Below are 26,582 nucleotides of genomic sequence, written 5' to 3'. Positions count from 1 at the left end.
GCCCTCTTGCCCGGTGCCTTCTCACAGGCCAGCAATGCGCGCCTTGCACCTGCAAGATTGCAGGGAATGCGAGTGCTCGGCCCCAGCGTTGGGCAACCGATAATCGGGCCGCCCCGTTTTTCGTTGACAGTTTTCCCGGACCCGAACCCCATGGCTTTGCCCCTAGATACCTCCGCCATCACCCACGGCATCCAGCTGGCGGTGGCGCCCGTGTTTTTGCTCACTGCGGTGTCCGGCATGATCGGCGCGGTGGCCGGCCGCCTGGCCCGGATCATCGACCGGGCGCGTGTGGTGGAAGACCGCGCGCGCGTCAATGCCGAACCCGAATTTCTGGCCCGTGCCTACAAGGAGCTGGCGGACTTGCGTTTGCGTGGACGGCTGGCCAACGGTTGTATTGCGCTGCTGACGTTTTGTGCCTTCCTCATTGGCACGACCATCATCCTGCTGTTCCTGGGCGAAACCACCGACTTTCAGTCCAGCCGCCTTGCGGTGGGCGGGTTTCTGGCGGGCGTTGCGTGCTTTTTGCTGGCGCTGGTGTGTTTTCTGACCGAGACGCTGCTGGCCACGCGCCTGCTCGACTTTCACATGCTGCAGCAAGAGGTGGAAGGGAAGAAACCATGAAGTCTCTGGCAGACCTGGGCGGCCTGGTGTATTCCACCGAGGCGGGCCGCATGTGCCCCACCTGCCGCCAGCCGGTGGCGCAGTGCACCTGCAAGCAGAACAAGCCCCTGCCCACGGGTGATGGCATCGTGCGCGTATCGCGCGAGACCAAAGGGCGCGGCGGCAAGGCGGTCACCCTGGTCAAAGGCGTGCTGGTGGACGAGACTGCGCTGGAGCAGCTGGGCAAGCAGCTCAAGGCCGCCTGTGGCAGCGGCGGCACGGTGAAGGACGGCGTGATCGAGGTGCAGGGCGACCATGTGGAGCGCGTGATGGCCGCGCTGCAGAAGCTGGGCCACAAGGTCAAGCGCGCGGGCGGCTGAGCGAGGCGAGGGAATGGACGCAGACAAACTGCAGCGCCTGGTCACCACCGAGATGCCGTACGGCAAGCACAAAGGCACGCTGCTGGCCGACCTGCCGGGCAATTACCTCAACTGGTTTGCGCGCGAAGGGTTTCCCAAGGGCGAGCTGGGCCAGTTGCTGGCGCTGATGCACGAGATCGATCACAACGGGCTGTCGGACCTGCTGCGGCCCTTGCGTGGGCGTTGATTTTTCCCCTGTGCCTGCGCCGCATCCGGCGCCGGCCACAGGCCGCTGGAGCGCCACAGCATGGTGATGATCATGGCCAAGGCAATCAGCAGCGGGCGCATCACGCCCGCATCCAGCAGCCCGTGCGTTGCAGTCTGCAGGGGGCCCACCACATAGCGCAGCAGCTCTGGAAGAGCTGCGAGCAGTACGGCTCCCAGGATCACCCCGGGGATATGCCCCATGCCGCCAAACACCACCATCGCGACGATGAGCACAGACTCCTGCAGGCTGAAGGCCTCGGGGGACACAAAGCCCTGAAAAGCCGCAAACATGGCGCCAGTCACTCCGCCAAAGCTGGCGCCCACGCCGAAGGCCAGCAGCTTGAGGTTGCGGGTATTGATGCCCATGGACCGCGCTGCGGTTTCGTCGTCGCGGATGGCCATCCATGCGCGGCCGATGCGGGAGTGCTGAAGGCGCTGGCAGACAACGATGGTGAGCGTCACGAGCGCCAGGAACAGGTAGTAGTACAGCGTGACCGACGCCACCTCATGGCCCGCCACCACCAGGGGGCGGCCCAGGTCCACCCCCAGAATGTGCACCGGGTCAATCAAGCCCAGACCCTGGGCGCCCTGGGTGATGTTGACGGGGTGGCTCATGTTGATGACCAGCAGGCGCACGATTTCGCCAAAGCCCAGGGTGACCACGGCCAGGTAGTCCCCCCGCAGCTTGAGGGTAGGGGCTCCCAGCAGCATGCCGAGGAGGGCCGCGCATGCTGCGCCCAGAGGGATGGTCACCCACCAGGGGGCGTGCAACCCCTGCGGGAACAGCGCAGCGATCCACGCAAAGTGGTCGGTCAGGTGGGGTGAGGTCAGCAGGGCAAACAGGTAGGCACCCAGTGCGTAGAAGGCCACATACCCCAGGTCCAGCAGGCCTGCATAACCCACCACCACGTTCAGGTCCAGTGCCAGCATGACGTACAGCAGGCTGACGTCAGCAACGCGCACCCAGTGGTGGCCGAAGGGTTGCAGTACCAGGGGCAGCAGGAGCACTGCGAGGACCAGGCCTGCTTGCGTGCTACGCCGTTCGAAGATCGTGCTCATGGGTGATGCCGTGGCTGGGGCGGTGGATGGGACGCTGCATGAAGCGCCAGTGGTTGTGCAGTGCCAGCGGCACCTCGGTGCCTTCGTAGGCCGCGCAGTCGGCGTAGCCGTGGGCTTCGTACAGGCGGTGTGCTGCCTGCATGAAAAGGGCGGTGTCCAGGCAAATGCGGGTGTAGCCCGCCTGACAGGCATCTGCGTACAGCTTGCGCAGTGCCGACGAACCGAGATGCAGGCCCCGGTAGGCGGGGCGGACGTACAGGCGCTTGACTTCGACGGTGCCTGCGCCCAAGGGCCGCAGGCCACACATGCCTGCGGCTACGCCATTCACGGCGATCAGGTAGTACGCGCTGTTTGGCCGGTTTCCGGTCTGTGAGACCTTCAATCCGGGCAGGTCCTCCGGTGGCAGCGACAAGCCGGCACGCGGGGAGAGGGCCGGAAAGCACCGGGCTATTTCGCCATGCACCCAGCGCAGATATTCAGCCTGCAAACCCATCAGCGACTTTCGGGTTTCGCAGGTGCTGGCGGAGTCGGCGCGAAGGAATGACGGGTTCGGCATGGCGTGGATGTGTGGAAGTGCAAGAAGGTTAGACTGGATCGAATCAGCCAAAAAGTGGCTTTTATTCCTTTTATTACGGAATAAAAAGATTGAATCGGCCGTGCTCAACCGGAGTAAACAACGCAGATGGACAAGCTCAGTGGCATGTTGGCCTTTGTGAAAACAGCAGAGCTGGGCAGCTTTGTGGCCGCCGGACGGGCGCTGGAGATATCGGCGTCTGCGGTGGGCAAGGGCGTGGCGCGGTTGGAGCAGGAGGTGGGCGTGCGCCTATTGCAGCGCAGCACCCGGCGCATCCAGCTGACGGCAGAGGGGCGCCTGTTCCATGAGCGCTGCCGGCGCGTGCTGGACGACCTGGACGACGCGCAGGCCATGCTGTCGCTCTCGCGGGAGACCCCACGGGGAAAGCTGCGGGTGAGTGCGCCCATCGTGGGCTACCACTTCCTGATCCCCTTGGTGCCGGAGTTTCTGGCGCGCTACCCCGAGGTGGAGCTGGACATCACGTTCAGCGACCGAGCGATCGACTTGATCGACGAAGGCATTGACGTGGCGATTCGCAGTGGCGACCTGCGCGATTCACGCCTGGTGTCGCGGCCCTTGCAGACCTTTCGGCTGCTGCTGTGCGCTGCGCCCAGCTACCTGGAGCGCCACGGCACGCCCGCTGCACTGCGCGACCTGGAGCGGCATGCCTGCGTGCGCTTTCGCCACCCGGATTCCGGCAAGCTGCTCGACTGGCCGTGGCGCGAGGACCTGGCCAGCGACGAACCACGCCTTCGCACGGTGCTGGCCTGCAACAACATCGAAGCCGTTCTGGGTGCCACCCTGCGGGGGATCGGTATTGCCTGTATGCCCGACTTTCTGGTGCGCAATGCCCTGGCTGAGGGGCGACTGGTGAGCGTGCTAGAGCCGCACCTGGGCCCGGCCCGCCAGTTCCGGGCACTGTGGCCCTCCAGCCGCCATCTGTCGCCCAAGGTGCGCGTGTGGGTGGATTACCTGGGCGCGCAGTTGTCCAGCCCGCCATAATCGCGGCCATACCAACAACCACACCGAGGGAATGCACATGAAGGGCAATATCGCTGCGATCGTTCTGGTCGTGCTGGGCGTGTTTTTTCTGCTGACCAACCTGGGACTGATCAGCATCAGCCTTCGCGAGCTGCTGCGGGTGTGGTGGCCTGTGGCACTGATAGCAGTGGGTCTGGCGCTGTTCTTCACGCCGGGCAACAAGGGCAAATAAGCCAGAAGCGGGCGCTGGCGACCGCGTTGCCAGTCGGCAGTCTTCAACCTCGCTGGGTTTCTCCGCTGTCCTGGTGGCGGGCGCCGTGCCCATCGCGCCCATCGTGCCCATGGTCCTCGTCGCGGGGCTGCACAAAACCGGGGTCGTTCGCAAAGTAGCCCCGGAACAGGTTGCGTGCAATGCCATGGGCCGCCACCTGCAGGTCGCGCGCCACCTCGGGTGCAAACAGGCGGCTGGTGTGTTGTTGCCACAGCCCCACCCAGGCCGCAAAGTGGGCAGGGGTGACGCCCTCCAGCGCCATGTGTTTGCCGAAGACATCGCCCTTGAAGCTGCGGGTGCCCAGCGCGACGGTGCTCCAGAAGTCCACCAGCCGCTGCAGGTGGGCGTCCCACTGGCCGTGCAGTGCCTTTTCAAACACCGGGCCCAACAGCGGGTCGCGCCGCACATCCCCATAAAAGCCGTGCACCAGCTGCGTGATGCTCTCCACGCTGGGGGCGATCTGGCTGGTGGGCTGTGTGTGGGTGGCTTCGTCGGTCATGGCGGCAGTGTGCCCGCTCACTGGCAACCGCAGGCTGACGTGGCACAAGCTTGGGCGGGAGCAGCGCTGGCTTCGAACCGCGGAAACAGCACGTTGTTTTCCAGGTGGATGTGGTTGATGAGGTCGTCGCCCAGCTGGGCAATGCCTGCGTAGAGCGCGCGCCAGGTGTTGCATGCGCCTTGGGGGGGCGTGGCGTCATTCGTCAGCGCGTTGAGCTTGTCCAGCGCTTCGCCATGGTCCACGTGTTCGGCGCGCATCATGCCGATGGGCTGACCCACAAAGGGATTGCCGCCGTTCTTGAGCATGGGGAACAGCACCTGTTCTTCCTTGAGCATGTGCGACAGCAGCTCTTCGTGCATGGCCTCCAGGTGGTCGGCCAGGCCGGCCGGCACCTGCGGGTGGTCGCGGTGCACAGCCTCCACGCGGCGGGCCATGCGGATCAGCTCGGGCAACTGCTGGCGGTGCACCTCGTGGTAGCGCGCCAGGATGTGGTCGATGAGCGCACTGGGCGACGCTGCCTCGGGCACGGCGTCGCTGCGCTGCAGGGCCGCCAGCTCGGCCAGCACGGCGTCGGCGTCCAGCCCCTTGTCGGCGGCCGCCTTGGCCAGACTCACCTGGCCGCCGCAGCAAAAGTCCAGCTTCAGGCGCCGAAACACCGCCGTGGCGCCCGGCAACTGCACGGCGATCTGGCCGATCTGCTGCTCGGCGCTCAGTGGCAGCGGGGTGGTGGGGGCTGTGGCGTGCAGGGTGTCGATGCGGGCGTTCATGGTGGTCCTTTAAAGATTCATATCGTGTGAATATTTTAGCGAATAAAATTCAGGCTGTATGCATCTTTTTGATTGATCTGCGGCAAACCCATGCGACTGACCCAATGGACCGACTACACGCTGCGCGTGCTGATGTACTGCGCTGCCACCGAGGGGCGGGCGCAGCCCGTCACCATCACGGAGGTGGCCGAGGGCTACGGCATCTCGCGCAGCCACCTGATGAAGATCGTGCAGCAGCTGTCAGCCCAGGGTCTGCTGGAGACCACGCGCGGGCGGGGTGGTGGCATGCGACTGATGGTGCCGGCCTCGTCCATCCACATTGGCGCGGTGGTGCGTGCCACCGAGACGGACTTCAACCTGGTGGAGTGTTTTGACCCCGCCTCCAACCAGTGCCGCCTGAGCAGCCACTGTCGGCTGAAAGGGGTGCTGGGCCAGGCCATGCAGGCCTATCTAGCGGTGCTGGATGGCGTGACGCTGGCGGACCTGCTGGCGCCCACGTCACCGCAGGGTGTGGCGCTGCAGGCCACGGTGGCGGCCCCGCGTCCAGGCAGTGCCCGCCGCAAGACCGCGTTGGTGCCCGGATTGCCCGATGTACCTGGTTTTGAATAAAAACGGCGTGATGCGCCGGTGCTACATGCCTGGATAGCTATAAAATTGATAGTATCCTGTTGCGCCCTTTAGGTATTGAGGCGCCACGCCGCTCAGCGCAGCACTTCGAGCAGGCGGTCCAGCCCGCCCTGGTTGATGGCCACCTTGGCCTGTGCACGCACGGCGGGCTTGGCGTGGTAGGCCACGGACAGGCCGGCAACGCCCATCATGGGCAGGTCGTTGGCGCCATCGCCCACGGCAATCGCCTGCTGCGGCGAAATGCCCATCAGCGAGGCCACTTCCAGCAGCGTGCGGCGCTTTTCGGCTCCGTCGCAGATGTCGCCCCAGGCCTGGTCCACCATGCGGCCCGTCAGCTGGCCGTTCTGCACTTCCAGCATGTTGGAGCGCGCAAAGTCGATGCCCAGGCCCGCCTTCACGCGGTCGGCAAAGAAGGTGAAGCCGCCCGAGACCAGCAACGTGGTCAGGCCTGCGGCCTTGGCGGCGGTGATCAGCTCTTTGGCGCCGGGGTTGAAGCGCAGGCGCTCGGTGAACACCTGCTCCATGTGCTGCACCGTCACGCCCTTGAGCAGTGCCACGCGCTGGCGCAGGCTCTCCTTGTAGTCGGTGATCACGCCCTGCATGGCCGCCTCGGTGATGGCGGCCACCTCGGCCTTGCGGCCGGCGGCATCGGCGATCTCGTCCACGCACTCGATGTTGATGAGGGTGGAGTCCATGTCAAAAGCGATGAGCTTGTAGGCAGACAGGGACAGCGGAGGCTCGATGCCCTGGATGACGAGGCCAGGGGCGAATTCGGTTGCGTGGGTCATGGCAGAAAAAGGGGGAACAAATGCGGGGTAAGAACCCGCAATGGTATCCCTGGCAGGCTTTTGTTCCCGCCGTGCCCGCCATGCTCGCTCCAGGCGCTACCCCGGGGACTGGGCGACAGGGGCCGCGCCCCGCGCTGGGGCTCTCGTCAGATCCTGTGCCTCAGCGAGGATGCGGCAGGTTCTGGCCGCCGCCTTTGAGGGCCTTGGTGGCCGTGTTGGGCTGGGGCGGCTCGTTCATCTTGACCAGGAACATGCGCACAAAAAATGCGGCCATGCAGATCATGAACCCGATGCCGATGATGCTCATCAGGCCGTAGTCGGTAGAAAACAGATCGTTCAGCAGCTTCATGGAGACCCTCCTTGTGGTGGTGTTCACCACTATCGGATGGTCCCTGCGGCGGCTGCTTGTGCTGTGTCAAAGACTGCGGCGTGCGGGCAAGATGCAGGTCAAACCAAGGCGGGATAGCGGCCAGTGCCTTCGGGCCAGGGCGTGAGCACTTCAAACCCGTCGGCCGTCACGGCCACCATGTGTTCCCACTGGGCAGAGAGCGAGCGGTCGCGGGTGACCACGGTCCAGCCGTCGGCCAGCTCCTGCGTATCGCGCTTGCCGGCGTTGATCATGGGCTCGATGGTGAAGACCATGCCTTCCTCCAGCCGCAGGCCCTGGCCGCGCTGCCCGTAGTGCAGCACCTGGGGCTCGTCATGGTAGATCTGCCCGATGCCGTGACCGCAGTATTCGCGCACCACGCTGAACCGCTCGCGGTGGGCCACCGTCTGTATGGCATGGCCCACATCGCCCAGCGTGGCGCCGGGGCGCACCTGGGCAATGCCCGCGCACATGGCTTCGTAGGTGGTGTCCACCAGGCGGCGTGCCAGCGGGCTGGGTTCGCCCACAAAGTACATGCGGCTGGTGTCGCCAAACCAGCCATCCTTGATGATGGCCACATCGATGTTGATGATGTCGCCCGCCTTGAGCACCTGCCCGGGCGACGGAATGCCGTGGCAGATCACGTGGTTGACCGAGGTGCACACCGTTTTGGGATACCCCAGATAGCCCACGTTGGCGGGGGTGACCTGCAGTTCGTTCACGATGTAGTCGTGGCAGAGCCGGTCCAGTGCCTCGGTGCTGACGCCGGGCTGCACGTGCGGCGTGATCATGTGTAGCACGCGGGCGGCCAGGCGGCCGGCCTCACGCGCCTGGGCGATTTCGGCGGGGGAGCGCAGGGTGACGCGGGACGATTTCATTGAACACGCCGCCCACTGTGGCCCGGCTTGGCGGCCACGGAGGCCGCCACCGTGTCCAGATCGAAGCCCCCGGCCTGTTCGGCGCGGATCAGCAGCTGGCAGATGTCGCTGTGGTCGAGGTTGGGATGCAGCTCGGCCAGCATGCCGATGCGCATCCAGTGTTCTGCCTGTGCGTTGATGGAGCGAGACAGGGCGTTGCTGGCAACGCGCAGGTTCTCGTGCATTTGGTCTGAAATTTTGACAATACCCATGCAGCGAATTGTATGCGAAACATATACGTTTCGTATCGCTGCGTGTCTGCAGTCCCTGTGGTGCGCGTTGGCAACACTGCGCTGATGCCCGGCAGCGTTACTGCGGAGGGCGCTTCAGATAGAGCTGGTCCGACCAGGTGGCCAGCCACTCGGGCTTGAAGGCCACAAAAATCGCGGTGAGCATGCCCGTCACAAACCCGTCGCCCCAGGCCATGAGCCAGCGGGCCACCAGAGACAGTTCGTTGCCCACACCGGGCAACAGGTGCCCGGTCCATTGCGACAGCACACCGGCAGCAAACACGCAGGCCACGGTGCCCAGAAACGCGCGGCCCAGCACGTACACAAATGGCTGCGTACCGACAAAGCGCCGGACCAGCGCGCCCAGCGCCAGGGCCAGCGTGGCGGGCACCACGCCCAGCCAGATGGCGGCGCCCAGCGCATCGGCCCAGTCCAGGGCGGGTGAAAGCAGGCCCGCAATGGCGCCCACCGCCAGCAGCACCGGGATGGCCAGCGGCCAGCCCAGCATCAGCACCACCAGACACGCGCCCGACCACTGCAGTTGCAGCGGCATCGCATGCAGGGTGGGCAGGGCCCACAGCCAGGGCAGAAACACCAGCGTGGCCAGCAACGGCGTCCACAGCGGGGACGCTGCACCGTGGGACTCATGCACCAGCGGCTTGCGGCTGGCCAGCAGGCGCCAGGGCCGCGTGGCCAAGGCGGCCGTCAGCGCCACCAGCGCGAGAAGAGACTCCAGCCACATTGTTTGCTTCTCTTTTGATAGCTGTCAGCGCATGATTCACTAGCGCTTGCAGCCTCTTTGGCTTGTAAAACGCTATGCAGCCACCACGGGTTGCCCCAGGCTGCGCAGAATGTCCCGCACCATCTGCGCGCGGTCCTTGGGCTCCTTCAGTTCGCGCTCGATGCGCAGCTTTTCGTTGCCCGCCAGCTTGATGTGCTTGTTCTTCTGGATCAGCTCGATGATGCGCATCGGGTCAATCGGCGGTTGGGGCTTGAAGGTGATGTTGATGACGCCCGGAGCGGCATCGACCTTCACCACGCCGTAGGGCTGGCTCAGCACGCGCAGGCGGTGCACGTCGATCAGCGTCTGCGCCTGCGGCGGCAGCTTGCCGAAGCGGTCCACGATCTCTTCGAGCAGGCCGTCGATCTGGTCGGGCGTCTTGGCGGTGGCCAGCTTTTTGTAGAACGACAGGCGCAGGTGCACGTCGCCGCAGTAGTCGTCGGGCAGCAGGGCGGGGGCGTGCAGGTTGATGTCGGTGGTGACGCTCAGCGGGCTGAGCAGGTCCGGCTCCTTGCCGGCCTTGAGCGCCTTGACGGCTTCATTGAGCATCTCGTTGTACAGCTGGAAGCCCACCTCCAGCATGTTGCCGCTCTGGTTTTCGCCCAGCACCTCGCCGGCGCCGCGGATCTCGAGGTCGTGCATGGCCAGGTAGAAGCCGCTGCCCAGTTCTTCCATCTGCTGGATCGCATCGAGCCGCTGCGCGGCCTGCTTGGTCAGGCCCTCGGTGTCGGGCACCATGAGGTAGGCATACGCCTGGTGGTGGCTGCGGCCCACGCGCCCGCGCAGCTGGTGCAGCTGCGCGAGGCCGAACTTGTCGGCGCGGCTCATGATGATGGTGTTGGCCGTGGGCACGTCGATGCCGGTCTCGATGATGGTCGAGCACAGCAGGATGTTGTAGCGCTGGGCGACGAAGTCGCGCATCACGCGCTCCAGTTCGCGCTCGGGCATCTGGCCGTGGGCCACGGCGATGCGGGCCTCGGGCAGTATTTCTTCGAGCTTCTGGCGGCGGTTCTCGATGGTCTCCACCTCGTTGTGCAGGAAGTACACCTGCCCGCCGCGCTTCAGTTCGCGCAGCACCGCCTCGCGGATCACGCCCGTGCCCTCGTTGCGCACGAAGGTCTTGATCGCCAGGCGCCGCTGCGGGGCGGTGGCGATGACCGACAGGTCGCGCAGGCCTTCGAGCGCCATGCCCAGCGTGCGCGGGATGGGCGTGGCCGTGAGCGTGAGCACGTCCACCTCGGCGCGCAGGGCCTTCATCTGCTCCTTGTGGCGCACGCCGAAGCGGTGCTCCTCGTCGATGATGAGCAGGCCCAGGTTGTGGAACTTGGTGGACTCAGACAGCAGCTTGTGCGTGCCCACCACGATGTCCACCGTGCCGTCGCCGATGCCCTTGATGGCGGCGGTGATCTCCTTGCCCGAGCGAAAGCGCGACACCTCGGCCACCTTCACCGGCCACTTGCTGAAGCGGTCTACCAGCGTCTGGTAGTGCTGCTCGGCCAGCAGCGTGGTGGGCGCGAGGAAGGCCACCTGCTTGCCGCCCGTGACGGCCACGAAGGCCGCGCGCAGCGCCACCTCGGTCTTGCCGAAGCCCACGTCGCCGCAGACCAGGCGGTCCATGGGGCGCGGGCTGATCATGTCCTGGATGACGGCGTGGATGGCGGCGTTCTGGTCGGCCGTTTCTTCAAAGCCGAAGTCGTTGGCAAAGGTCTCGTAGTCCTGCGGGCTGTAGCGGAAGGCGTGGCCTTCGCGCGCCGCGCGGCGGGCATAGATGTTGAGCAGCTCGGCCGCGCTGTCGCGCACCTGCTCGGCGGCCTTGCGCTTGGCCTTTTCCCACTGGCCACTGCCCAGCTTGTGCAGCGGCGCCTCGTCGGCGCTCACGCCGGTGTAGCGGCTGATCAGCTGCAGCTGGCTCACGGGCACGTAGAGCACGGCCTTGTCGGCGTATTCCAGATGCAGGAACTCCTGCATGGCGGGCGTGCCGTCGGGGTTCTTGTTGCCCACGTCCATGTTGACCAGGCCCCGGTAGCGGCCGATGCCGTGGGCGCTGTGCACCACGGGGTCGCCCACGTTGAGCTCGGCCAGGTCCTTGATCAGCGCCTCGACGTCGCTCACCTGCTCCTGCTTCTTGCGCCGGCGTGTGGTGGGGCCGGCGGCGAAGAGTTCGGTCTCGGTGACGAAGTCGATGCCGTCCTCGATCCAGCTGAAGCCCACGGTGAGGCCGGCGGTGGCGATGCCCACCTTCTCGTCGTCCGCGCCCTGGAACTCGGCCAGCGAGTCGAAGGCCGGCGGGTTCACCCCGCTGGCGCGCAGAAAGTCGAGCAGGCTCTCGCGGCGGCCATCGCTTTCAGCCAGCAGCAGCACGCGGTGTTGCGTGTTGCGGATGTGGGCGTGCAGCCGGGCCAGCGGGTCTTCGGCACCACGCACCACCGACAGGTCGCCCAGCTTCTGGAAGTGCGGGTTGTCGGCAATGTCCTCCACGCCGGGGCGGATGGACAGCTGGGCATGCTCCTTGGCGCGCGTGTAGAACTGGTCGGCCGACAGGAACAGCGCCTCGGGTGGCAGCACCGGGCGCTCGGGGTCGCCCTGCACCAGGCGAAAGCGGTCTTTCGTGTCCTGCCAGAAGCGCTGGAAGGCGGGCTCCAGGTCGCCGTGCAGCACTACGGTGGCTTCGCCGCCCAGGTAGTCGAACACGGTGGCGGTCTCGTCAAAGAACAGCGGCAGGTAGTACTCGATGCCGGCCGTGGCCACACCCGCGCCCATGTCCTTGTAGATGCGGCTTTTGGTCGGGTCGCCCTCGAGCATCTCGCGCCAGCGGCTCCTGAACTTGGCGCGCGCGTCGTCGTCCATGGGGAACTCGCGCCCGGGCAGCAGGCGCACCTCGGGCACGGGGTACAGGCTGCGCTGGCTGTCGGGGTCGAAGGTGCGGATGCTGTCGATCTCGTCGTCGAAGAGGTCCACGCGGAAGGGCACGAGCGAGCCCATGGGGAACAAGTCGATCAGCCCGCCGCGCACGGCGTATTCGCCAGGGCTCACGACCTGAGATACATGCGAGTAACCGGCCAGCGTGAGCTGGGCCTTGAACTTGGCCTCGTCGAGCTTTTGTTTGACCTTGAAGTGGAAGGTATAGCCCGCCAGGAAGGACGGCGGCGCAAGGCGGTACAGCGCCGTGGTGGCAGGCACCAGCACCACATCGGCCTCACCTTGCGAGATACGCCACAGCGTAGCCAGCCGCTCGCTGATCAGGTCTTGGTGCGGGCTGAACGTGTCGTAGGGCAGCGTTTCCCAGTCGGGAAACAGCGCGCAGCGCAGGCCGGGCGCAAAAAAGGCCATCTCGTCGATGAGCCGCTGCGCGTCGGTGGCGTCGGCCGTGACGATGGCGGTAGTGTGGCCAGAGGCCTTGTCGCGCTCGGCCAAGCGGGCTAGCAGCAGGGAGTCGGCACTGCCCACGGGGCGGGGCAGGGCAAAGCGTTTTCCGGGGGAGAGTTTGGGGAGTTCCATGCGGACGGTGTCGTCAGTGGGCCCGCCGCATCCCCAGGGGCGCGAAACACGCACGGGCTGGATCGGGGGCAACGGGAGATTTTAGAATGAGCGCTCCATGACTGCTCCTCTGTTGCACCCTTCGCTCACCCCCTTGTCGGCCCAAGGGCGTTTTTGGGCCTTGGTGCCCTGTGCAGGGGTCGGGTCGCGGGCCGTGCCGGCAGGCGCAGGCATGGCCCCTTCAGCACAGCCTGTGCAGGCATCGACCGTGGCGGCTTTTTCGCCCACCTCAGCGCTGTCTGCCAATGCACCCGTGGCGGTTGCCCCGTTGCCCAAGCAATACCACCTGGTGGCAGGCCATCCGATGGTGCTGCACACACTGGCTGCGTTTGCCGGAGTCGGGCGCTTGCTGGGTACGCTGGTGGCCGTGGCGCCGGGGGATCACTTTCTGGATGCCCATGCCCATCCCGCATTTTTTGTGGTGGAGTGTGGTGGCCCCACGCGTGCCGACACGGTGCTGGGTGGCCTCAAGGCGCTGCTGGATCGTGGTGCCCAGCCTGGCGACTGGGTGCTGGTGCATGACGCAGCGCGCTGCCTCGTGACCTCAGAGCAGATCGATGCGCTCATCGACCAATGCGCGGGCGACAGTGTGGGTGGCCTGTTGGCGCACAAGCTGGCCGACACGCTCAAGACTTCCATCGACGGCCCGGGGGGCGTGCGCGTGGCCTCCACCGTGGACCGCAGCGACAAGTGGCTGGCGCAGACGCCGCAGATGTTCCGCATCGGCCCGCTGATGGAGGCCATCGACAAGGTGGGCTCCAACGTGACCGATGAAGCCAGTGCGATGGAGGCCCTGGGTTTTCACCCCCGGCTGGTGCCCGGCGGGGCACAGAATTTCAAGGTCACTTACCCGGACGATTTCGCGCTGGCGGCTGCGGTGCTGGCCCAGCGTGCGCACAGCACCACGCTGGAGCGCTTTGGCGGGGAGCGGGGGCAGGTGAGTACGGCCCCTGGCAAGAAGAATCTTTTTTAGTCCGCTGCGCATGGCGCTGCCGGCATCACTGGCGCGCTGGCTGCGTTGCTCATCGGGGGAAACCGTCCGACGTTCCCCGCGACTCCTCACACAAACCTTCACAAAGGCAGACAAATGAATTTCAGGATTGGAGAAGGCTGGGACGTACATGCGCTGGTACCCGGCCGCCGCCTGGTGATTGGTGGGGTGGAGATCCCTCACCCGACAGGCCTGCTGGGCCACTCGGACGCCGACGTACTGCTGCACGCCATCACTGACGCGCTGCTGGGCGCGGCGGCACTGGGAGACATTGGCCGCCATTTCCCCGACACCGATGCCGCGTTCCGGGGCGCAGACTCGGGCGTGCTGCTGGCCGAGGCGGCGCGGCGGGTGCGCGCAGCGGGCTTTGAGATCGGCAACATCGACAGTACGGTTGTCGCCCAGGCCCCACGCCTGGCGGCGCACATCCCCGGCATGCGGGCCGCCATCGCCCGCGCGGTGGGTGTGGCAGAGGACCAGGTCAATGTGAAAGCCAAGACGGCCGAGCGCCTGGGCCCGGTAGGGCAGGGGCTGGCCATGGAGGCTCGGGCCATAGCGCTGGTCTACCGGGCGTAAGCCGCTGGGGATTGGCCCGGCCTTTGCCGCAGGGTCTTGCAGCGCTCAGCTGCTGCTGCGCTCCACGATGGAAAAGCCGATGTCCACCACGGGCTGGGCGACTGCCTTGCCCTCGGCCCGGTCGGCAATCCACTGAGCTGCTGTCTGGCCCATGCGTGTGCCGTCGATGCGCACGGTGGAAAGAGCCGGGCTGACGGTCGCGGCAAAGTCGATGTCGCCAAACCCCATCACAGCGAGTTGCTGAGGCACTGCGATTGCGCGGGCCCTGGCTTCGGTGAGCACGCCCAGGGCGAGCATGTCGGAGCTGCAGAACACTGCGTCGATATCGGGCACGTCGGCCAGCAGGGCTGCGAGCCCGGCACGGCCATCGGCGTGGGTGGTGGGTGATTTACCCAGTCGCACGGCGGGCGGGCGCAGACCCAGGTGCGCGGCGGCGTCGGCAAAGCCCTGAGCGCGCCGCGCCGCGCGCTCGTCTCCGCCACTGAGCAGCGCCAGCCGTCGCCGTCCCCTGGCGAACAGGTGCTCGCACACGGCGGCGCCCAGCGCTTCGTGGCGCAGGCCGACCAGCATGTCGATGGGGGTGTCCGTGAAGTCCCAGGTTTCCACCACCGGAATGCCCGAGGCCATCAGCAACCGCCGCCCCTCGGGTGAGTGCATGACCCCCGTGAGCACGATCCCGTCGGGCCGCCGGCCCACGATGGCGCGCAGCAACTCGTCTTCGCGTGAACGGGCATAGCCCACCTGGCCCACCATGACCTGAAAGCCGCTTAGTTCCAGCGCATCGGTGAGGGCCTGCACCATTTCACCAAACAGTGGCCCCGTGAGCGTGGGGACCAGTGCCGTCACCACATGGCTGCGCGCCGAACGCAACCCGCCTGCCACCAGGTTGGGCACATAGCCCAAGGCGGAAACGGCTTCCTGAACCCGTTGCCGTGTGCGCTCAGACACCTGCTGCGGCGTGTTGATGGCGCGCGACACGGTAATCATCGACACGCCTGCCCGTTCGGCCACCTCGCGCAGCGTGACCGCCGAGCGGTCGCGGCCGGAGGGTGGGGCAGTGCGGGCCGGATCTGGAGCTTGCATGGTGGTGGAGTCTAAAGGGCGCGTGACTTCGGGCTGGCACCGTGCACGCTCCTGTGCGACGGCACTCCAGTGAAATTCGTCAATATAAGGGTTTTTACTATGTTGTCTGATGATGTTAACGTTAACATTTGCATAAATCGCAGAAATTTCCCCTTTTAGAGCAGAAATTCTGTGACTTGTACGACCTTCGAGGACCTCTTACCCAACGCCCGCTTTTCACCATGACCCCGCAAGAACTCAAAACCATCATGGGCTCCGGCCTGCTCTCGTTCCCCATCACCGACTTCGACGAGCAGGGCAACTTCCGCCCCAAGACCTACATCGAGCGCCTGGAGTGGCTCGCCCCCTATGGCGCCAGCGCCCTGTTCGCCGCCGGTGGCACGGGTGAGTACTTCTCGCTCTCGGGCCCCGAATACAGCGAGGTCATCAAGACGGCCGTGGATACCTGCCGGGGCAAGGTGCCGATCATTGCCGGGGCCGGTGGCCCCACCCGCACGGCCATTGCCCATGCCCAGGAGGCCGAGCGCCTGGGCGCCCATGGCATCCTGCTGTTGCCGCATTACCTGACCGAAGCTGGCCAGGAAGGCCTGATCGCCCATGTGGAGCAGGTCTGCAAGAGCGTGAAGTTCGGTGTGATCGTCTACAACCGCGACCGCACCAAGCTCACGGCCGAGTCCCTGTCCATCCTGGCCGAGCGTTGTCCGAACCTGGTGGGGTTCAAGGACGGTGTGGGCAACATCGAGACCATGTCTTCCATCTACATGAAGATGGGGGACCGCTTTTCGTACCTGGGCGGTCTGCCCACGGCGGAGGTGTATGCCGCTGCCTACAAGGCGCTGGGCACGCCGGTGTATTCGTCGGCGGTGTTCAACTTCATCCCCAAGACGGCGATGGAGTTCTACAAGGCGGTGGCCAGCGATGACACGGCCACGCAGCACCGGCTGCTCAAGTCGTTCTTCATGCCGTACCTGGCCATCCGCAACCGGGTGGAGGGCTATGGCGTGTCGATCATCAAGGCGGGGGCACGCATCGTGGGCCATGACGGCGGGCCGGTGCGGGCGCCGCTGACGGACCTCAAGCCCCATGAGATGGAAGAACTCAAGGCACTGATTGACAAGCTCGGGCCGCAGTGAACGCGGCCGACTGATTCCTTCCTTTTCTCATCCACCCCCGAGGCCCCGCAGAGGGCCTGCCATCACTACTTTCGGAGACACCCTCATGTTCGTTGCCAAGAAACTGTTGCTTGCTGCTGCCGCCTGTGGCCTTGTCTTTGCCGCATCTTCGCAGACCGCCGCGCCCGCCGCCGCCACCTGGCCCGATAAGCCCGTGACCATCGTCGTGCCGTTCCCGGCCGGTGGTTCCACCGACATGGTGGCCCGCGCCATGGCCCAGCACATGGGCGACAAGCTGGGCCAGAACTTCGTGGTGGACAACCGCCCCGGTGCCACGGGCACGCTGGGGGCGGGCATGGTCAAGCGCGCGCCAGCCGATGGCTACACGCTGCTGGTGTCGTCGCTGGGCGCCTTTGTCGTGGCGCCGCACTTGCTCAAGACGGTACCGTACGACGCCCTCAAGGACTTTGACTACATCACCGTGCCGGTACAGGCGCCCAACGTGCTGGTGGCCGCCCCCGGCCAGAAGGCGCGCACCGTGAAGGAGGTGATCGCCCAGCTCAAGGCCAACCCGGGCAAGGTGAGTTTTGCCAGCTCGGGCAACGGTTCGTCGGACCACCTCTCGGCCGAGGTGTTCTGGCAGCAGACCGGCACGGAAGGCCTGCACATCCCCTACAAGGGTGGCGCACCGGCCATCAACGACCTGCTGGGCGGGCAGGTGGAGTTCTCGTTCCAGAACGTGAACGCCGTGTTGCAGCACATCCGTGCGGGCAAGCTGCACGCCATCGCTGTGACGGGCGACAAGCGCAGCCCTGTGCTGCCGGATGTCCCCACCTTGGCCGAAGCGGGCGTGGCCGGTGCTGAGGTGTACTCCTGGCAGGGCATGGCCGCACCCAAGGGCCTGCCGACTGCACTCAAGAAGAAGCTCGCGGACGCCGCCATCGCAGCCATCAACGACCCTGCCGTGAAAAAGCGCATGCTGGACCAGGGCCTGGAGATTGTCGGCAGCACGCCCGAAGCCTTCACCGCCTACCAAGCGCGCGAATTTGCCCGTTGGAAGACCGTGATCGAGACCCGAAAAATCACCGCTGATTGAGCCCTGCCACGAGGCGCCGGGCGCGCCTCATCCTCGTTTTCTGACCACCATGACCAACTCTTCCAATCCATCTGCCACCAGCACCCCCGTTATCACCGAGCTGCGCGTGGTGCCTGTGGCGGGCCACGACAGCATGCTCATGAACCTGAGCGGCGCGCACGGTCCATTCTTCACGCGCAACCTGCTCATCCTGCGTGACAGCGCGGGCAACACGGGAGTGGGCGAAGTACCCGGCGGCGAGAAGATCCGCCAGACCATCGAAGATGCGCGACCGCTCATCGTGGGCCAGCCCGTGGGTCACCACAACGCCGTGCTCAATGCCATGCGCGCCCAGTTTGCCGACCGCGATGCGGGCGGGCGTGGCCTGCAGACCTTTGACCTGCGCATCACCATCCATGCCGTGACGGCGGTGGAGTCGGCCTTTCTCGATCTGCTGGGCCAGCACCTGGGCGTGCCCGTGGCCGCGCTGCTGGGCGACGGCGTGCAGCGCACATCGGTGCAAATGCTGGGCTACCTGTTCTATGTGGGCGACCGCACAAAGACCGATCTGGCCTACCGCACCGAGCCCGGCGCCGACAACGACTGGTTCCGCCTGCGCAACGAAAAGGCGATGACGGCTGAGGATATCGTGCGCCTGGCCGAGGCCGCTTACCAGCGCTATGGCTTTGCCGACTTCAAGCTCAAGGGTGGTGTGCTGCGTGGCGAGGAAGAGGTCGAGGCCATCCGCGCGCTGCACGAGCGCTTCCCCGAAGCGCGCGTGACGCTGGACCCCAATGGCGGCTGGCTGTTGAAAGACGCCATCCGCCTCACGCGCGACCTGCATGGCGTGATGGCCTATGCCGAAGACCCCTGCGGCGCAGAAGGAGTGTTCTCGGGCCGCGAGGTGATGGCCGAGTTCCGCCGCGCCACCGGCCTGCCCACCGCTACCAACATGGTGGCCACCGACTGGCGCGAAATGGCGCACAGCCTGGCGCTGCAGTCGGTGGATATTCCGCTGGCAGACCCGCATTTCTGGACCATGGCCGGATCAGTGCGTGTGGCGCAGATGTGCCAGGCCTTCGGCCTGACCTGGGGCTCGCACTCCAACAACCATTTCGATGTTTCTCTGGCCATGTTCACCCACGTGGGCGCCGCTGCCCCGGGCCGCGTGACCGCGATCGACACGCACTGGATCTGGCAGGACGGCGAGCGCCTGACGAAGCAGCCGTTCCAGATCAGGAATGGTTTCATTGACCTGCCCGAGAAGCCCGGCCTGGGGGTAGAGCTGGACATGGACGAGGTTGAGCGCGCCCACCACCTGTACCTGCAGCACGGCCTGGGGGCACGCGACGACGCGATTGCGATGCAGTACCTGATCCCCGGCTGGAAGTTCAACAACAAGTCACCTTGCATGGTGCGCTGAGGCGGTTCAAAAACACAAAGCCCTCCAATGGAGGGCTTTGTGTTGGTGGCAGGGCAGGGGATCAGGCCATCCGGTCTTCCGCCCGTCGCCGGGGCAGCTGGCGCTTGACGGATGGGCGCTGCAGGCGCTGCTTGGGGTCCACGCCTTCGGGCAGGCTGGTGGCGCGCTGCAGTTGCAGGTGGGCCACCAGGCCTCCGGTGCTGGAGTTGGCCAGCGCAAAAATGCCGCCCATGCGCTGCACCGTCTTGTCCACAATCGACAGCCCCAGGCCTGCACCTGCCGCCGCCGTGCGTGCCGAGTCGCCCCGGAAGAACGGCTTGGTGAGGTTGGACAGCTGCTCAGGCGGCACGCCAGCGCCGTGGTCGCGCAACTTGATCAGCACCCAGTTTTCGCGGCTCTTGGCAGCGATGTCCACGTTGGTGATGCCCGTGTCCTCGTTCTTGCCGTAGCGCCGGGCGTTTTCCAGCAGGTTGGAGATCACACGGGCCAATTCCACCTCGTCTGCCAGCACGTTCAGGTCCTCAGGCACCGCCATGGTGATCTGCAGCTCGCGGTGGTCCTGCACCGCGTACACACACGACGACACCACCGCATGCAGGTTCACCGGGGTCAGCGTGACGTGGTCGGGCCGTGCGTAGTCCAGAAACTTGTCGATGGTGGCGTCGAGCTGCACGATGTCGGCCACCATGTGCTCGCGGGCCACTTCGTCGGTCACGCTCATTTCCGTTTCCAGCCGCAGGCGCGCCAGCGGCGTGCGCAGGTCGTGCGAAATGCCTGCCAGCATCACGGCGCGGTCCTGTTCCAGCTTGGCCAGCTTTTGGGCCATGCGGTTGAAGCCGATGTTCACCTCGCGGATTTCGCTGGTCACCACTTCTTCGTCGAGGTGGCTGGCGGCAAAGTCACCGTCTTTGACGCGGTTGGCCGCATAGGACAGCTGTTTGAGCGGGCGGTTGATCAGCCGTGCAATGGCCGCGGCACCGGCCAGCGACAGCGCAGCGGCCGTGATCAGCCAGATCAGCCAGGTGCGTCCCCCTGCCGGGCTGAAGCGCGAGCGGTCCATCAACAGCCAGTTGGGGTCGCCGTTGATGTTGAAGCCGACCCACAGGCCGTTTTCCCCGTTCACGCTTTGCGCCACGATGGTGTCCGGGCCCAGGCGCATGGTCAGCTCGTCGGTCAGGCGGTTGCCCAGGGCCGTCGGGTCGAGCAGTGCGTACTTGTCCTTGGGCTCGCGCGGCAGGATGCGCACCCCCTCCTGGTCGGCCATGGTCTTGATGAGCGACACGCGCGCGATGGCGTCGGAGTGCACCAGCGCGGCGCGGCTCAGGTTGACCAGCGATGCAATCTGCTGCGCGGTCTGCAGCGTGCGCGGTTCAAACTCCAGCGCGCGCAGGGTTTGCAGCCACGCCAGGATGCTGCCCACCAGCAGCAGGGCCAGCAGAAAAAACGTGCGCCAGAAAAGGTTCAGACCGACGCGCGCACGCTGTTCCCGCGCCCGCCGAATGGCCTCCAGCGGGGCAGGGCTGGTGGCGTCGGAGGGGGCGGTGACAGACTTGCGGGACGAGGATCTCGGCTTGCCCTCAGTGTTGGCCATGAACTATCAGCTCGTTCCGTCCGGCACAAACACGTAGCCCACGCCCCAGACGGTCTGGATGTAGCGGGGCGCAGCGGCGTCCACTTCCACCAGCTTGCGCAGGCGAGAGACCTGCACGTCCAGGCTGCGGTCGAAGGGCTCGAACTCGCGGCCGCGGGCCAGCAGAGCCAGCTTTTCGCGCGACAGGGGCTGGCGCGGGTGGCGCACCAGGGCCTTGAGCATGGCGAATTCGCCGGTGGTCAAAGGCAGTTCTTCGCCATTGCGCTGCAGTGCGCGCGTGCCCAGGTCGAAGGTGAAGGGGCCAAAGGTGACGACTTCGTTGTCGCCCGATGGGGCGCCTGGGGCTTCCTGGGCGGGGCGGCGGCGCAGCACGGCGTGGATGCGGGCGAGCAGCTCGCGCGGGTTGAAGGGCTTGCCCAGGTAATCGTCGGCGCCCACTTCCAAGCCCACGATGCGGTCCACGTCCTCGCCTTTGGCAGTGAGCATGATGATGGGGGTGCGGTCGTTGGCGGCACGCAGGCGGCGGCAGATCGACAAACCGTCTTCGCCGGGCATCATCAGGTCCAGCACGATGATGTCCACTGTCTCGCGCAGCAGCAGGCGGTTGAGGGCCTTGCCGTCTTCGGCAACCATGACTTCAAAACCCTCTTGGGTGAGGTAGCGGCGCAGCAGGTCGCGGATGCGGGCGTCGTCGTCCACTACCAGAACTTTGTCGGTGCGATTGGGTGTTGTGGCCATGTTGATCTCAAGTCCAATTTGTAACAGAGCCAATTCTGACCAGTTGGAACGCCGAAGTTCGGGTTTGGAGGCCGGGTTTGACCAACTGTTACAAGTTTTGCCCAGCTTCGCACCTCGTGCGACATGGCTTTGTCAAGGGTGTCGCGCACTGCGGTTAAGGTGGTGTCCCGCACCCCTGGCAACCGGGGCGTGCACCAATGACAAGGACCGTGTGATGATGAAAAAAACTACCAAATTGATAGCTGCCAGTGCACTGATCGCCTGCGCAAGCGCCGCTTTTGCCCAAAATACACCGGCCCCTGAGCTGCGCAACGTGGTGCAGCTTTCGGCCACGGGCACGGTGGAGGTGCAGCAAGACCTGCTGGTGCTTAACCTTGCCACCAGTAAAGAGGCCGCCGATGCCGCTACCGTGCAAACCCAACTCAAGCAGGCGCTGGATGCTGCACTGACCGAGGCCAAGCGCAATGCGCAGCCCGGACAGCTGGACGTGCGCACCGGTCCGTTCGGGCTGTACCCGCGCTACGGCAAGGACGGCAAGATCAACGGCTGGCAGGGCCGGGCGGAACTGGTGCTGGAGGGCCGTGACTTCGCGCGCATCACGGCCACCGCCGGCAAGATTCAGACCTTGGCGATCAGCCAGGTGGCGTTTGGCCTGTCGCGCGAGGCCCGCGCCAAGGTGGAGTCCGAGGCCCAGACCCAGGCCATCGAGCAATTCAAGGCCCGTGCGGCCGAACTGGCCAAGGGCTTTGGATTTGCGAACTACAGCTTGCGCGAAGTGGCGGTGAACAGCAATGAAATGTCGCCCGGCCCCCGGCCCCGCATGATGGCCGCCGAGGCCAAGGCGGCGTCGTTCTCGGACTCAGCCGTGCCGGTGGAAGCGGGCAAGGCCCAGGTCACGGTGAACGTGTCGGGCTCGGTGCAGATGCGCTGAGGTCTCTGAGCACCCTGAGTCGCTGGGTGTGCCCTGTTTGAAATAAAAACGGCTGCAAGCGCTAGTGCAATAAGCGCTGGCAGCTATCAAAAGCAGAGCGATTGCTCAGCGCCGGCTTACTGAGCAGCCCAGCCGCCGTCCATGTTCCACGCCACGCCACGCACGTTGTTGGCGGCGGGGGAGCAGAAGAACACAGCCAGCTCGCCCAACTCCTCGGGCGTGGTGAACTGCATCGAAGGCTCCTTCTCGCCCAGCAGCAGCTTCTTGGCTTCTTCATTGGAGATGCCGTGTTCGGCGGCCTTGGCGTCCACCTGCTTTTGCACCAGTGGCGTCAGCACCCAGCCGGGGCAGATGGCGTTGCAGGTCACGCCGGTGGTGGCGTTCTCCAGCGCAGTGACCTTGGTCAGGCCCACGATGCCGTGCTTGGCGGCCACATAGGCGGACTTCTGGGCCGATCCCACCAGGCCGTGCACCGACGCCACGTTGATGATGCGGCCCCAGTTGGCGCTCTTCATCGCGGGCAGGGCCAGGCGCGAGGTGTGGAAGGCACTGGTCAGGTTGATGGCGATGATGGAGTCCCAGCGTTCGACGGGAAAGTTCTCCACATTGGCCACGTGCTGGATGCCTGCGTTGTTGATCAGGATGTCCACGCGGCCAAACTGGCTGGCGCTGTACTTCATCATGTCTTCGATGTCGGCCACACGGCTCATATCGGCGCCGTGGTAAGCCACCTGGGCGCCCGCAGCCTCGCCAGCTGCCAGCACCTCGGCGCGGGGGCCATCCACATCGCCAAAGCCGTTGAGCACGATGTTGGCACCCTGGCGCGCCAGGGCCTTGGCGATGCCAAGACCAATGCCGCTGGTGGAGCCGGTGACGAGGGCAGTTTTGCCTTTCAGCATGGGAGTCTCTCCGAATGAATTACGATGCGACGACAAGAAAAAGTCGGCACTCAGGGGCAAGCGATGGGTGCCAACGACCACAGCATTATCGAGCGCTGCCCCCGGATTTCGCACCCATGATTGAACCTACGCTGAACTACGTACTGTGCCCAGGCCCCGCGGCCTCGCCGGAGACTCCAGACCGCGCACCCGCTCCCGCACAGCAGCACCGCATGGCGTATTGGGAGTGGAACGCCACCGGCAACCCGGCGCACCCGCACGTCATCGTCTGCGTGCACGGCCTGTCCCGCCAGGGGCGCGATTTTGATACCTTGGCCCGCGTGCTGAGCCAGCATGCACGGGTGATCTGCCCCGACGTGGTGGGCCGGGGACGCAGTGACTGGCTGGCCGACCCCATGGGCTACCAGATTCCCCAATATGCGGCGGACATGCTGGCATTGCTGGCGCAGTTGCACCAGCAAGCCCCCATCACCACGCTGGACTGGGTGGGCACGAGCATGGGTGGACTCATCGGCATGGGCATCACCGGCCAGCCCGGCCTGCCCTTGCCGGTGCCTGTGCGCCGGCTGGTGTTGAACGATGTGGGGCCTGTCATCCAGTGGCAGGCGCTGCAGCGCATCGGGCAGTATCTGGGGCAGCCCGCGCGGTTTGCATCGCTGCAGCAGGCGGCCGATGCAATGTGGGCCATCTCCACCAGCTTTGGCCCCCACACGCCCGTCCAGTGGCTGGACCTGTCGCGCGCCATGGTGCGCGAGCTGCCGCAGTCCGCCGGAGGCGGCCTCGCGCTGCACTATGACCCTGCGATTGCGGTGCCGTTCAAGACGTTGACGCAGGAGGCTGCGGCGGCGGGCGAGGCGGCGCTGTGGCAGCTGTATGACCACATCACGGCCCAGACGTTGCTGTTGCGCGGTGCGCAGTCCGACCTGCTCTCGCGCGATACGGCGCAGGCCATGGCGCAGCGCGGGCCCCGGGCCCGCGTGGTGGAGTTCGACGGTGTGGGCCACGCGCCCACGCTGGTGGCGGAAGACCAGGTCGCCGCAGTCGCGAGTTTCCTGCTGGCGGCAGAAGGTGCTGTGGCCGGATGAAAACCAACCCTCCTGCACCAGCGTCTCTCACCCCCCAGGCCGACGCTGTCCCCCAGCTCATCGCCGCCACGGCGCACACCCTGCCGGAGCAGGTGAACGCACTGGCCCGCGCGCGCGCTTTTGCCGAACCCCTGATGGCGGGCGAAACGCTCGACTCCGGCGAGAACACCCTGGCCCATGCCGATGCCGTGGCCGCCATCCTCAAGGGCATTGGCGGTTCCGAAGCCATGCAGGCGGCCAGCTATCTGGTACACGCCTGCATCCATCTGAACAAACCCGAGGAGGTGATCGCCAAGGCCTTTGGCGCCAACTTCGCGGCGCTGGCGGTGGAGACCACCAAGCTGATGCGCGTGCAGCAGCAGGCCCGCGCGGCTGCACCGCTGGACGACCCGGCCGTGCAGACGGAGAACGTGCGCAAGATGCTGCTGGCGTTCTCGCGCGACCTGCGGGTGGTGATGCTGCGGCTGGCCTCGCGCTTGCAGACGCTCCGTTTTCATGCGGCCAGCAAGCGCCCCGTGTCGCCCAGTCTGGCGCGCGAGTCGCTGCAGGTGTTTGCGCCGCTGGCGAACCGCCTGGGTATCTGGCAGGTGAAGTGGGAGCTGGAGGACCTGTCCTTCCGCTTCCTGGAGCCCGACACCTACAAGGAAGTGGCCCGCCTGCTCGACGAAAAGCGCGGCGAGCGCGAGGTCTACATGGAGCAGCTGCGCGCGCGGCTCGAATCCGACCTGCGTGCGCGCAGCATCAGCGCCACCGTGGCGGGCCGCCCCAAGCACATCTACAGCATCGTCAAGAAGATGCGTGGCAAGTCGCTCAACTTCGACCAGGTGTTCGACATCCGCGCGCTGCGTGTGGTGGTGCCCACGGTGAAGGACTGCTACGCCGCCCTGAGCTGGGTGCACGAGCAGTTCAAGCCCATCGTGGAGGAGTTTGACGACTACATCGCCAAGCCCAAACCCAACGGCTACCAGTCCCTGCACACCATCGTGCGGGACGACAACGGCAAGCCCATCGAGATCCAGATCCGCACCCAGGCCATGCACGAACACGCCGAGCATGGCGTGGCCGCGCACTGGGCCTATAAGGAGGCCGGGGCCAAAGGTTATGCGGGTGTGTCTGCAACGGGCGAGTACGACGCCAAGATTGCCGTGCTGCGCCAGCTGCTGGCGTGGGAGCGGGACCTGGCGGGCGCGTTGCCCAACCGGGGCTTGTTCGAGGACCGCATCTACGTGTTGACCCCCGATGCCGCCGTGGTGGAGCTGCCCCAGGGCGCCACCCCGGTGGACTTTGCCTACTCCGTCCACACCAGCCTGGGCCACCGCTGCCGGGGCGCCAAGGTCGATGGTGTGATGGTGCCGCTCAATACCCCGTTGCAAAACGGGCAGACCGTCGAAATCTCCACGGTCAAGGAAGGGCGCCCCTCGCGCGACTGGCTCAATGCCGAGCTGGGCTATCTCACCAGCAACCGCGCCAAGGCCAAGGTGCGTGCCTGGTTCAACGCACAGGCCACGCACGAGACAGTGGCCCGGGGCCGCGAGGCGGTCGAAAAGCTGTTGCAGCGCGAGGGCAAGACCGCCATCAAGCTCGACGATCTGGCGGTGCAACTGGGCTTCAAGTCGGCCGACGCGCTGTTTGAGGTGGTGGGCAAGGACGAGTTTTCGCTGCGCAACATTGAAACCGTGCTGCGCCCGCCCGAGCCCGTGCTGCAGCCCGACGACTATCTGCTGCTCAAGAAAACACGCACCAACGACTCGGCCCCCAAGGGCGGTGTGCTGGTGGTGGGCATCGACTCGCTGATGACGCAGCTGGCCAAGTGCTGCAAGCCCGCACCGCCGGACACTATCCGTGGGTTTGTCACGCGCGGCAAAGGGGTGAGCGTGCACCGTGCCGACTGCAGCAACTTCCGCGAGATGGCGGCACGCAATGCCGAGCGTGTGATCGAAGTGGAGTGGGGCGTGCCCAAGCCATCGGCATCCACGGCGGTGTACCCGGTGGACGTCGCGGTGGAGGCCGCCGACCGCCAGGGCCTGCTGCGCGACATCTCGGAAGTGTTTGCCCGCGAAAAAACCAATGTGATCGGTGTGCAGACCCAGTCCGTCAAAGGCACGGCGTGGATGACGTTCACGGTAGAAGTGTCCGACTCAGGCCGCCTGAACAAGGTGCTCGGCATCGTGGCTGGGGTGCAGGGCGTTCGTTCTGCCCGCCGTCGTTGAGGCGAGACGCGCGCGGGCCTTGCCTGTGAGCCCGCTTCGCGCGCGTTGTGTGATTTGTAGCGCGTCGTGCCCGAGGGGCAGATTTTTATGGCTATAATCGTGGTCTTGATAACGACAGGCGCGTAGCTCAGCTGGTTAGAGCACCACCTTGACATGGTGGGGGTCGTTGGTTCGAGTCCAATCGCGCCTACCAAGTTTTTCTGAAAGACACCAGCTTTCAGTGAAAAGAACTTGGCAACAACAC

At 65.7% G+C, this 26,582-nt stretch carries 28 protein-coding genes and 1 tRNA gene; 15 read left to right on the top strand and 14 right to left on the bottom strand.

Annotation, left to right across the window (positions count from 1 at the left end):
* Positions 1 to 150 precede the first annotated feature (150 nt).
* From C8C95_RS01475 to C8C95_RS01465, 3 genes are read left to right on the top strand one after another with little or no spacing between them, the layout of a single operon-like run.
* Positions 151 to 621, top strand: a complete 471-nt coding sequence (locus C8C95_RS01475) for a DUF2721 domain-containing protein (RefSeq protein ID WP_056064262.1) — start codon at positions 151 to 153, stop codon at positions 619 to 621.
* Positions 618 to 980 (top strand): translation initiation factor Sui1, encoded by a 363-nt coding sequence (locus C8C95_RS01470; RefSeq protein WP_116747402.1) that lies wholly within the window; start codon positions 618 to 620, stop codon positions 978 to 980. Before C8C95_RS01475 ends, C8C95_RS01470 begins: the two co-directional genes overlap by 4 nt.
* Before the next feature lie 13 nt (positions 981 to 993).
* A complete protein-coding gene (locus C8C95_RS01465; RefSeq protein ID WP_056064258.1) occupies positions 994 to 1,206 on the top strand; it encodes a DUF3820 family protein in 213 nt (70 codons plus the stop codon).
* Here C8C95_RS01465 and C8C95_RS01460 read toward each other — a convergent pair.
* Together C8C95_RS01460 and C8C95_RS01455 are read right to left on the bottom strand one after the other, a co-directional pair.
* Positions 1,161 to 2,285 carry an ABC transporter ATP-binding protein gene (locus C8C95_RS01460; protein ID WP_116747401.1) on the bottom strand — a complete coding sequence of 375 codons (1,125 nt, stop codon included), beginning with the start codon at positions 2,283 to 2,285 and terminating at the stop codon, positions 1,161 to 1,163. The genes C8C95_RS01465 and C8C95_RS01460 overlap by 46 nt on opposite strands.
* Positions 2,260 to 2,841, bottom strand: a complete 582-nt coding sequence (locus tag C8C95_RS01455) for a GNAT family N-acetyltransferase (protein WP_116747400.1) — start codon at positions 2,839 to 2,841, stop codon at positions 2,260 to 2,262. The genes C8C95_RS01460 and C8C95_RS01455 overlap by 26 nt, the downstream gene beginning before the upstream one ends.
* Positions 2,842 to 2,967: 126 nt before the next feature.
* Between C8C95_RS01455 and C8C95_RS01450 the strand changes: the two genes are divergently transcribed.
* Positions 2,968 to 3,861 (top strand): LysR family transcriptional regulator, encoded by an 894-nt coding sequence (locus tag C8C95_RS01450; RefSeq protein ID WP_116747399.1) that lies wholly within the window; start codon positions 2,968 to 2,970, stop codon positions 3,859 to 3,861.
* 37 nt (positions 3,862 to 3,898) lie between these two features.
* Positions 3,899 to 4,072, top strand: a complete 174-nt coding sequence (locus C8C95_RS23620) for a DUF5668 domain-containing protein (protein ID WP_165836502.1) — start codon at positions 3,899 to 3,901, stop codon at positions 4,070 to 4,072.
* A 43-nt stretch (positions 4,073 to 4,115) separates the two neighbouring features.
* Here the strand turns inward: C8C95_RS23620 and C8C95_RS01445 are convergent, their stop codons facing one another.
* Both C8C95_RS01445 and ytfE read right to left on the bottom strand, forming a co-directional pair.
* Positions 4,116 to 4,610, bottom strand: coding sequence for a group III truncated hemoglobin (locus C8C95_RS01445; RefSeq protein WP_116747398.1), 495 nt, complete (start codon positions 4,608 to 4,610; stop codon positions 4,116 to 4,118).
* Positions 4,611 to 4,627: 17 nt separating this feature from the next.
* Positions 4,628 to 5,377, bottom strand: coding sequence for an iron-sulfur cluster repair protein YtfE (ytfE, locus tag C8C95_RS01440; protein ID WP_060985960.1), 750 nt, complete (start codon positions 5,375 to 5,377; stop codon positions 4,628 to 4,630).
* A gap of 90 nt (positions 5,378 to 5,467) precedes the next feature.
* Here ytfE and C8C95_RS01435 point away from each other — a divergent pair, with 90 nt between their 5' ends.
* Entirely contained in the window at positions 5,468 to 5,986 is a 519-nt protein-coding gene (locus tag C8C95_RS01435; protein ID WP_116750095.1) for an Rrf2 family transcriptional regulator, read from the top strand.
* Between the two features lie 92 nt (positions 5,987 to 6,078).
* On the opposite strand, the gene serB is transcribed toward C8C95_RS01435, so the two are convergent.
* From serB to mfd, 6 genes are all read right to left on the bottom strand, one after another.
* Positions 6,079 to 6,792, bottom strand: a complete 714-nt coding sequence (gene serB, locus C8C95_RS01430; RefSeq protein ID WP_110961161.1) for a phosphoserine phosphatase SerB — start codon at positions 6,790 to 6,792, stop codon at positions 6,079 to 6,081.
* 160 nt (positions 6,793 to 6,952) lie between these two features.
* Entirely contained in the window at positions 6,953 to 7,141 is a 189-nt protein-coding gene (locus C8C95_RS01425; RefSeq protein WP_116747397.1) for a DUF3149 domain-containing protein, read from the bottom strand.
* 98 nt (positions 7,142 to 7,239) lie between these two features.
* Positions 7,240 to 8,037, bottom strand: a complete 798-nt coding sequence (map, locus tag C8C95_RS01420) for a type I methionyl aminopeptidase (RefSeq protein WP_116747396.1) — start codon at positions 8,035 to 8,037, stop codon at positions 7,240 to 7,242.
* Positions 8,034 to 8,288, bottom strand: coding sequence for a ParD-like family protein (locus C8C95_RS01415; protein ID WP_015014749.1), 255 nt, complete (start codon positions 8,286 to 8,288; stop codon positions 8,034 to 8,036). Before C8C95_RS01415 ends, map begins: the two co-directional genes overlap by 4 nt.
* 97 nt (positions 8,289 to 8,385) lie before the next feature.
* On the bottom strand, positions 8,386 to 9,048 hold the full coding sequence (locus tag C8C95_RS01410; protein ID WP_116747395.1) for a hypothetical protein: 663 nt from the start codon (positions 9,046 to 9,048) through the stop codon (positions 8,386 to 8,388).
* A 72-nt stretch (positions 9,049 to 9,120) separates the two neighbouring features.
* Positions 9,121 to 12,585, bottom strand: coding sequence for a transcription-repair coupling factor (gene mfd, locus C8C95_RS01405; protein WP_116747394.1), 3,465 nt, complete (start codon positions 12,583 to 12,585; stop codon positions 9,121 to 9,123).
* A gap of 97 nt (positions 12,586 to 12,682) precedes the next feature.
* On the opposite strand from mfd, the gene C8C95_RS01400 reads away from it, so the two are divergent.
* Both C8C95_RS01400 and ispF read left to right on the top strand, forming a co-directional pair.
* A complete protein-coding gene (locus tag C8C95_RS01400) occupies positions 12,683 to 13,597 on the top strand; it encodes a 2-C-methyl-D-erythritol 4-phosphate cytidylyltransferase (protein ID WP_082522473.1) in 915 nt (304 codons plus the stop codon).
* A 114-nt stretch (positions 13,598 to 13,711) separates the two neighbouring features.
* A complete protein-coding gene (gene ispF, locus C8C95_RS01395; RefSeq protein WP_056064230.1) occupies positions 13,712 to 14,191 on the top strand; it encodes a 2-C-methyl-D-erythritol 2,4-cyclodiphosphate synthase in 480 nt (159 codons plus the stop codon).
* A 45-nt stretch (positions 14,192 to 14,236) separates the two neighbouring features.
* On the opposite strand, the gene C8C95_RS01390 is transcribed toward ispF, so the two are convergent.
* Positions 14,237 to 15,274 carry a LacI family DNA-binding transcriptional regulator gene (locus tag C8C95_RS01390; RefSeq protein ID WP_116747393.1) on the bottom strand — a complete coding sequence of 346 codons (1,038 nt, stop codon included), beginning with the start codon at positions 15,272 to 15,274 and terminating at the stop codon, positions 14,237 to 14,239.
* A 221-nt stretch (positions 15,275 to 15,495) separates the two neighbouring features.
* Here C8C95_RS01390 and kdgD point away from each other — a divergent pair, with 221 nt between their 5' ends.
* From kdgD to gudD, 3 genes are all read left to right on the top strand, one after another.
* Positions 15,496 to 16,407, top strand: coding sequence for a 5-dehydro-4-deoxyglucarate dehydratase (gene kdgD, locus C8C95_RS01385; RefSeq protein WP_116747392.1), 912 nt, complete (start codon positions 15,496 to 15,498; stop codon positions 16,405 to 16,407).
* 85 nt (positions 16,408 to 16,492) lie between these two features.
* Positions 16,493 to 17,482 (top strand): tripartite tricarboxylate transporter substrate binding protein, encoded by a 990-nt coding sequence (locus tag C8C95_RS01380; RefSeq protein ID WP_116747391.1) that lies wholly within the window; start codon positions 16,493 to 16,495, stop codon positions 17,480 to 17,482.
* A 49-nt stretch (positions 17,483 to 17,531) separates the two neighbouring features.
* Positions 17,532 to 18,884 (top strand): glucarate dehydratase, encoded by a 1,353-nt coding sequence (gudD, locus tag C8C95_RS01375; RefSeq protein WP_116747390.1) that lies wholly within the window; start codon positions 17,532 to 17,534, stop codon positions 18,882 to 18,884.
* 61 nt (positions 18,885 to 18,945) lie between these two features.
* On the opposite strand, the gene C8C95_RS01370 is transcribed toward gudD, so the two are convergent.
* The gene (locus tag C8C95_RS01370; protein ID WP_056064216.1) at positions 18,946 to 20,475 is read right to left on the bottom strand and encodes a sensor histidine kinase; all 1,530 of its coding nucleotides are present in this window, start codon (positions 20,473 to 20,475) and stop codon (positions 18,946 to 18,948) included.
* Positions 20,476 to 20,481: 6 nt separating this feature from the next.
* On the bottom strand, positions 20,482 to 21,213 hold the full coding sequence (gene ompR, locus C8C95_RS01365) for a two-component system response regulator OmpR (protein ID WP_015014739.1): 732 nt from the start codon (positions 21,211 to 21,213) through the stop codon (positions 20,482 to 20,484).
* 217 nt (positions 21,214 to 21,430) lie between these two features.
* Between ompR and C8C95_RS01360 the strand changes: the two genes are divergently transcribed.
* The gene (locus C8C95_RS01360; RefSeq protein WP_056746745.1) at positions 21,431 to 22,144 is read left to right on the top strand and encodes an SIMPL domain-containing protein; all 714 of its coding nucleotides are present in this window, start codon (positions 21,431 to 21,433) and stop codon (positions 22,142 to 22,144) included.
* 116 nt (positions 22,145 to 22,260) lie between these two features.
* On the opposite strand, the gene C8C95_RS01355 is transcribed toward C8C95_RS01360, so the two are convergent.
* Complete coding sequence (locus C8C95_RS01355; protein WP_056064213.1) at positions 22,261 to 23,043, bottom strand: 3-hydroxybutyrate dehydrogenase; 783 nt, start codon at positions 23,041 to 23,043, stop codon at positions 22,261 to 22,263.
* 116 nt (positions 23,044 to 23,159) lie between these two features.
* On the opposite strand from C8C95_RS01355, the gene C8C95_RS01350 reads away from it, so the two are divergent.
* The 3 genes from C8C95_RS01350 (at position 23,160) to C8C95_RS01340 (ending at position 26,531) form a co-directional block, all read left to right on the top strand.
* Positions 23,160 to 24,128 (top strand): alpha/beta hydrolase, encoded by a 969-nt coding sequence (locus tag C8C95_RS01350; protein WP_116747389.1) that lies wholly within the window; start codon positions 23,160 to 23,162, stop codon positions 24,126 to 24,128.
* Entirely contained in the window at positions 24,125 to 26,338 is a 2,214-nt protein-coding gene (locus C8C95_RS01345; RefSeq protein WP_116747388.1) for a bifunctional (p)ppGpp synthetase/guanosine-3',5'-bis(diphosphate) 3'-pyrophosphohydrolase, read from the top strand. The genes C8C95_RS01350 and C8C95_RS01345 overlap by 4 nt, the downstream gene beginning before the upstream one ends.
* 116 nt (positions 26,339 to 26,454) lie before the next feature.
* A tRNA-Val gene (locus C8C95_RS01340) sits at positions 26,455 to 26,531 on the top strand.
* Positions 26,532 to 26,582: the final 51 nt, after the last annotated feature.

Origin of the sequence: Acidovorax sp. 99 (assembly GCF_003096455.1) — a bacterium.
Lineage (GTDB): Bacteria > Pseudomonadota > Gammaproteobacteria > Burkholderiales > Burkholderiaceae_C > Acidovorax > Acidovorax delafieldii.
This window is presented reverse-complemented; position numbering and strand designations above follow the sequence as displayed.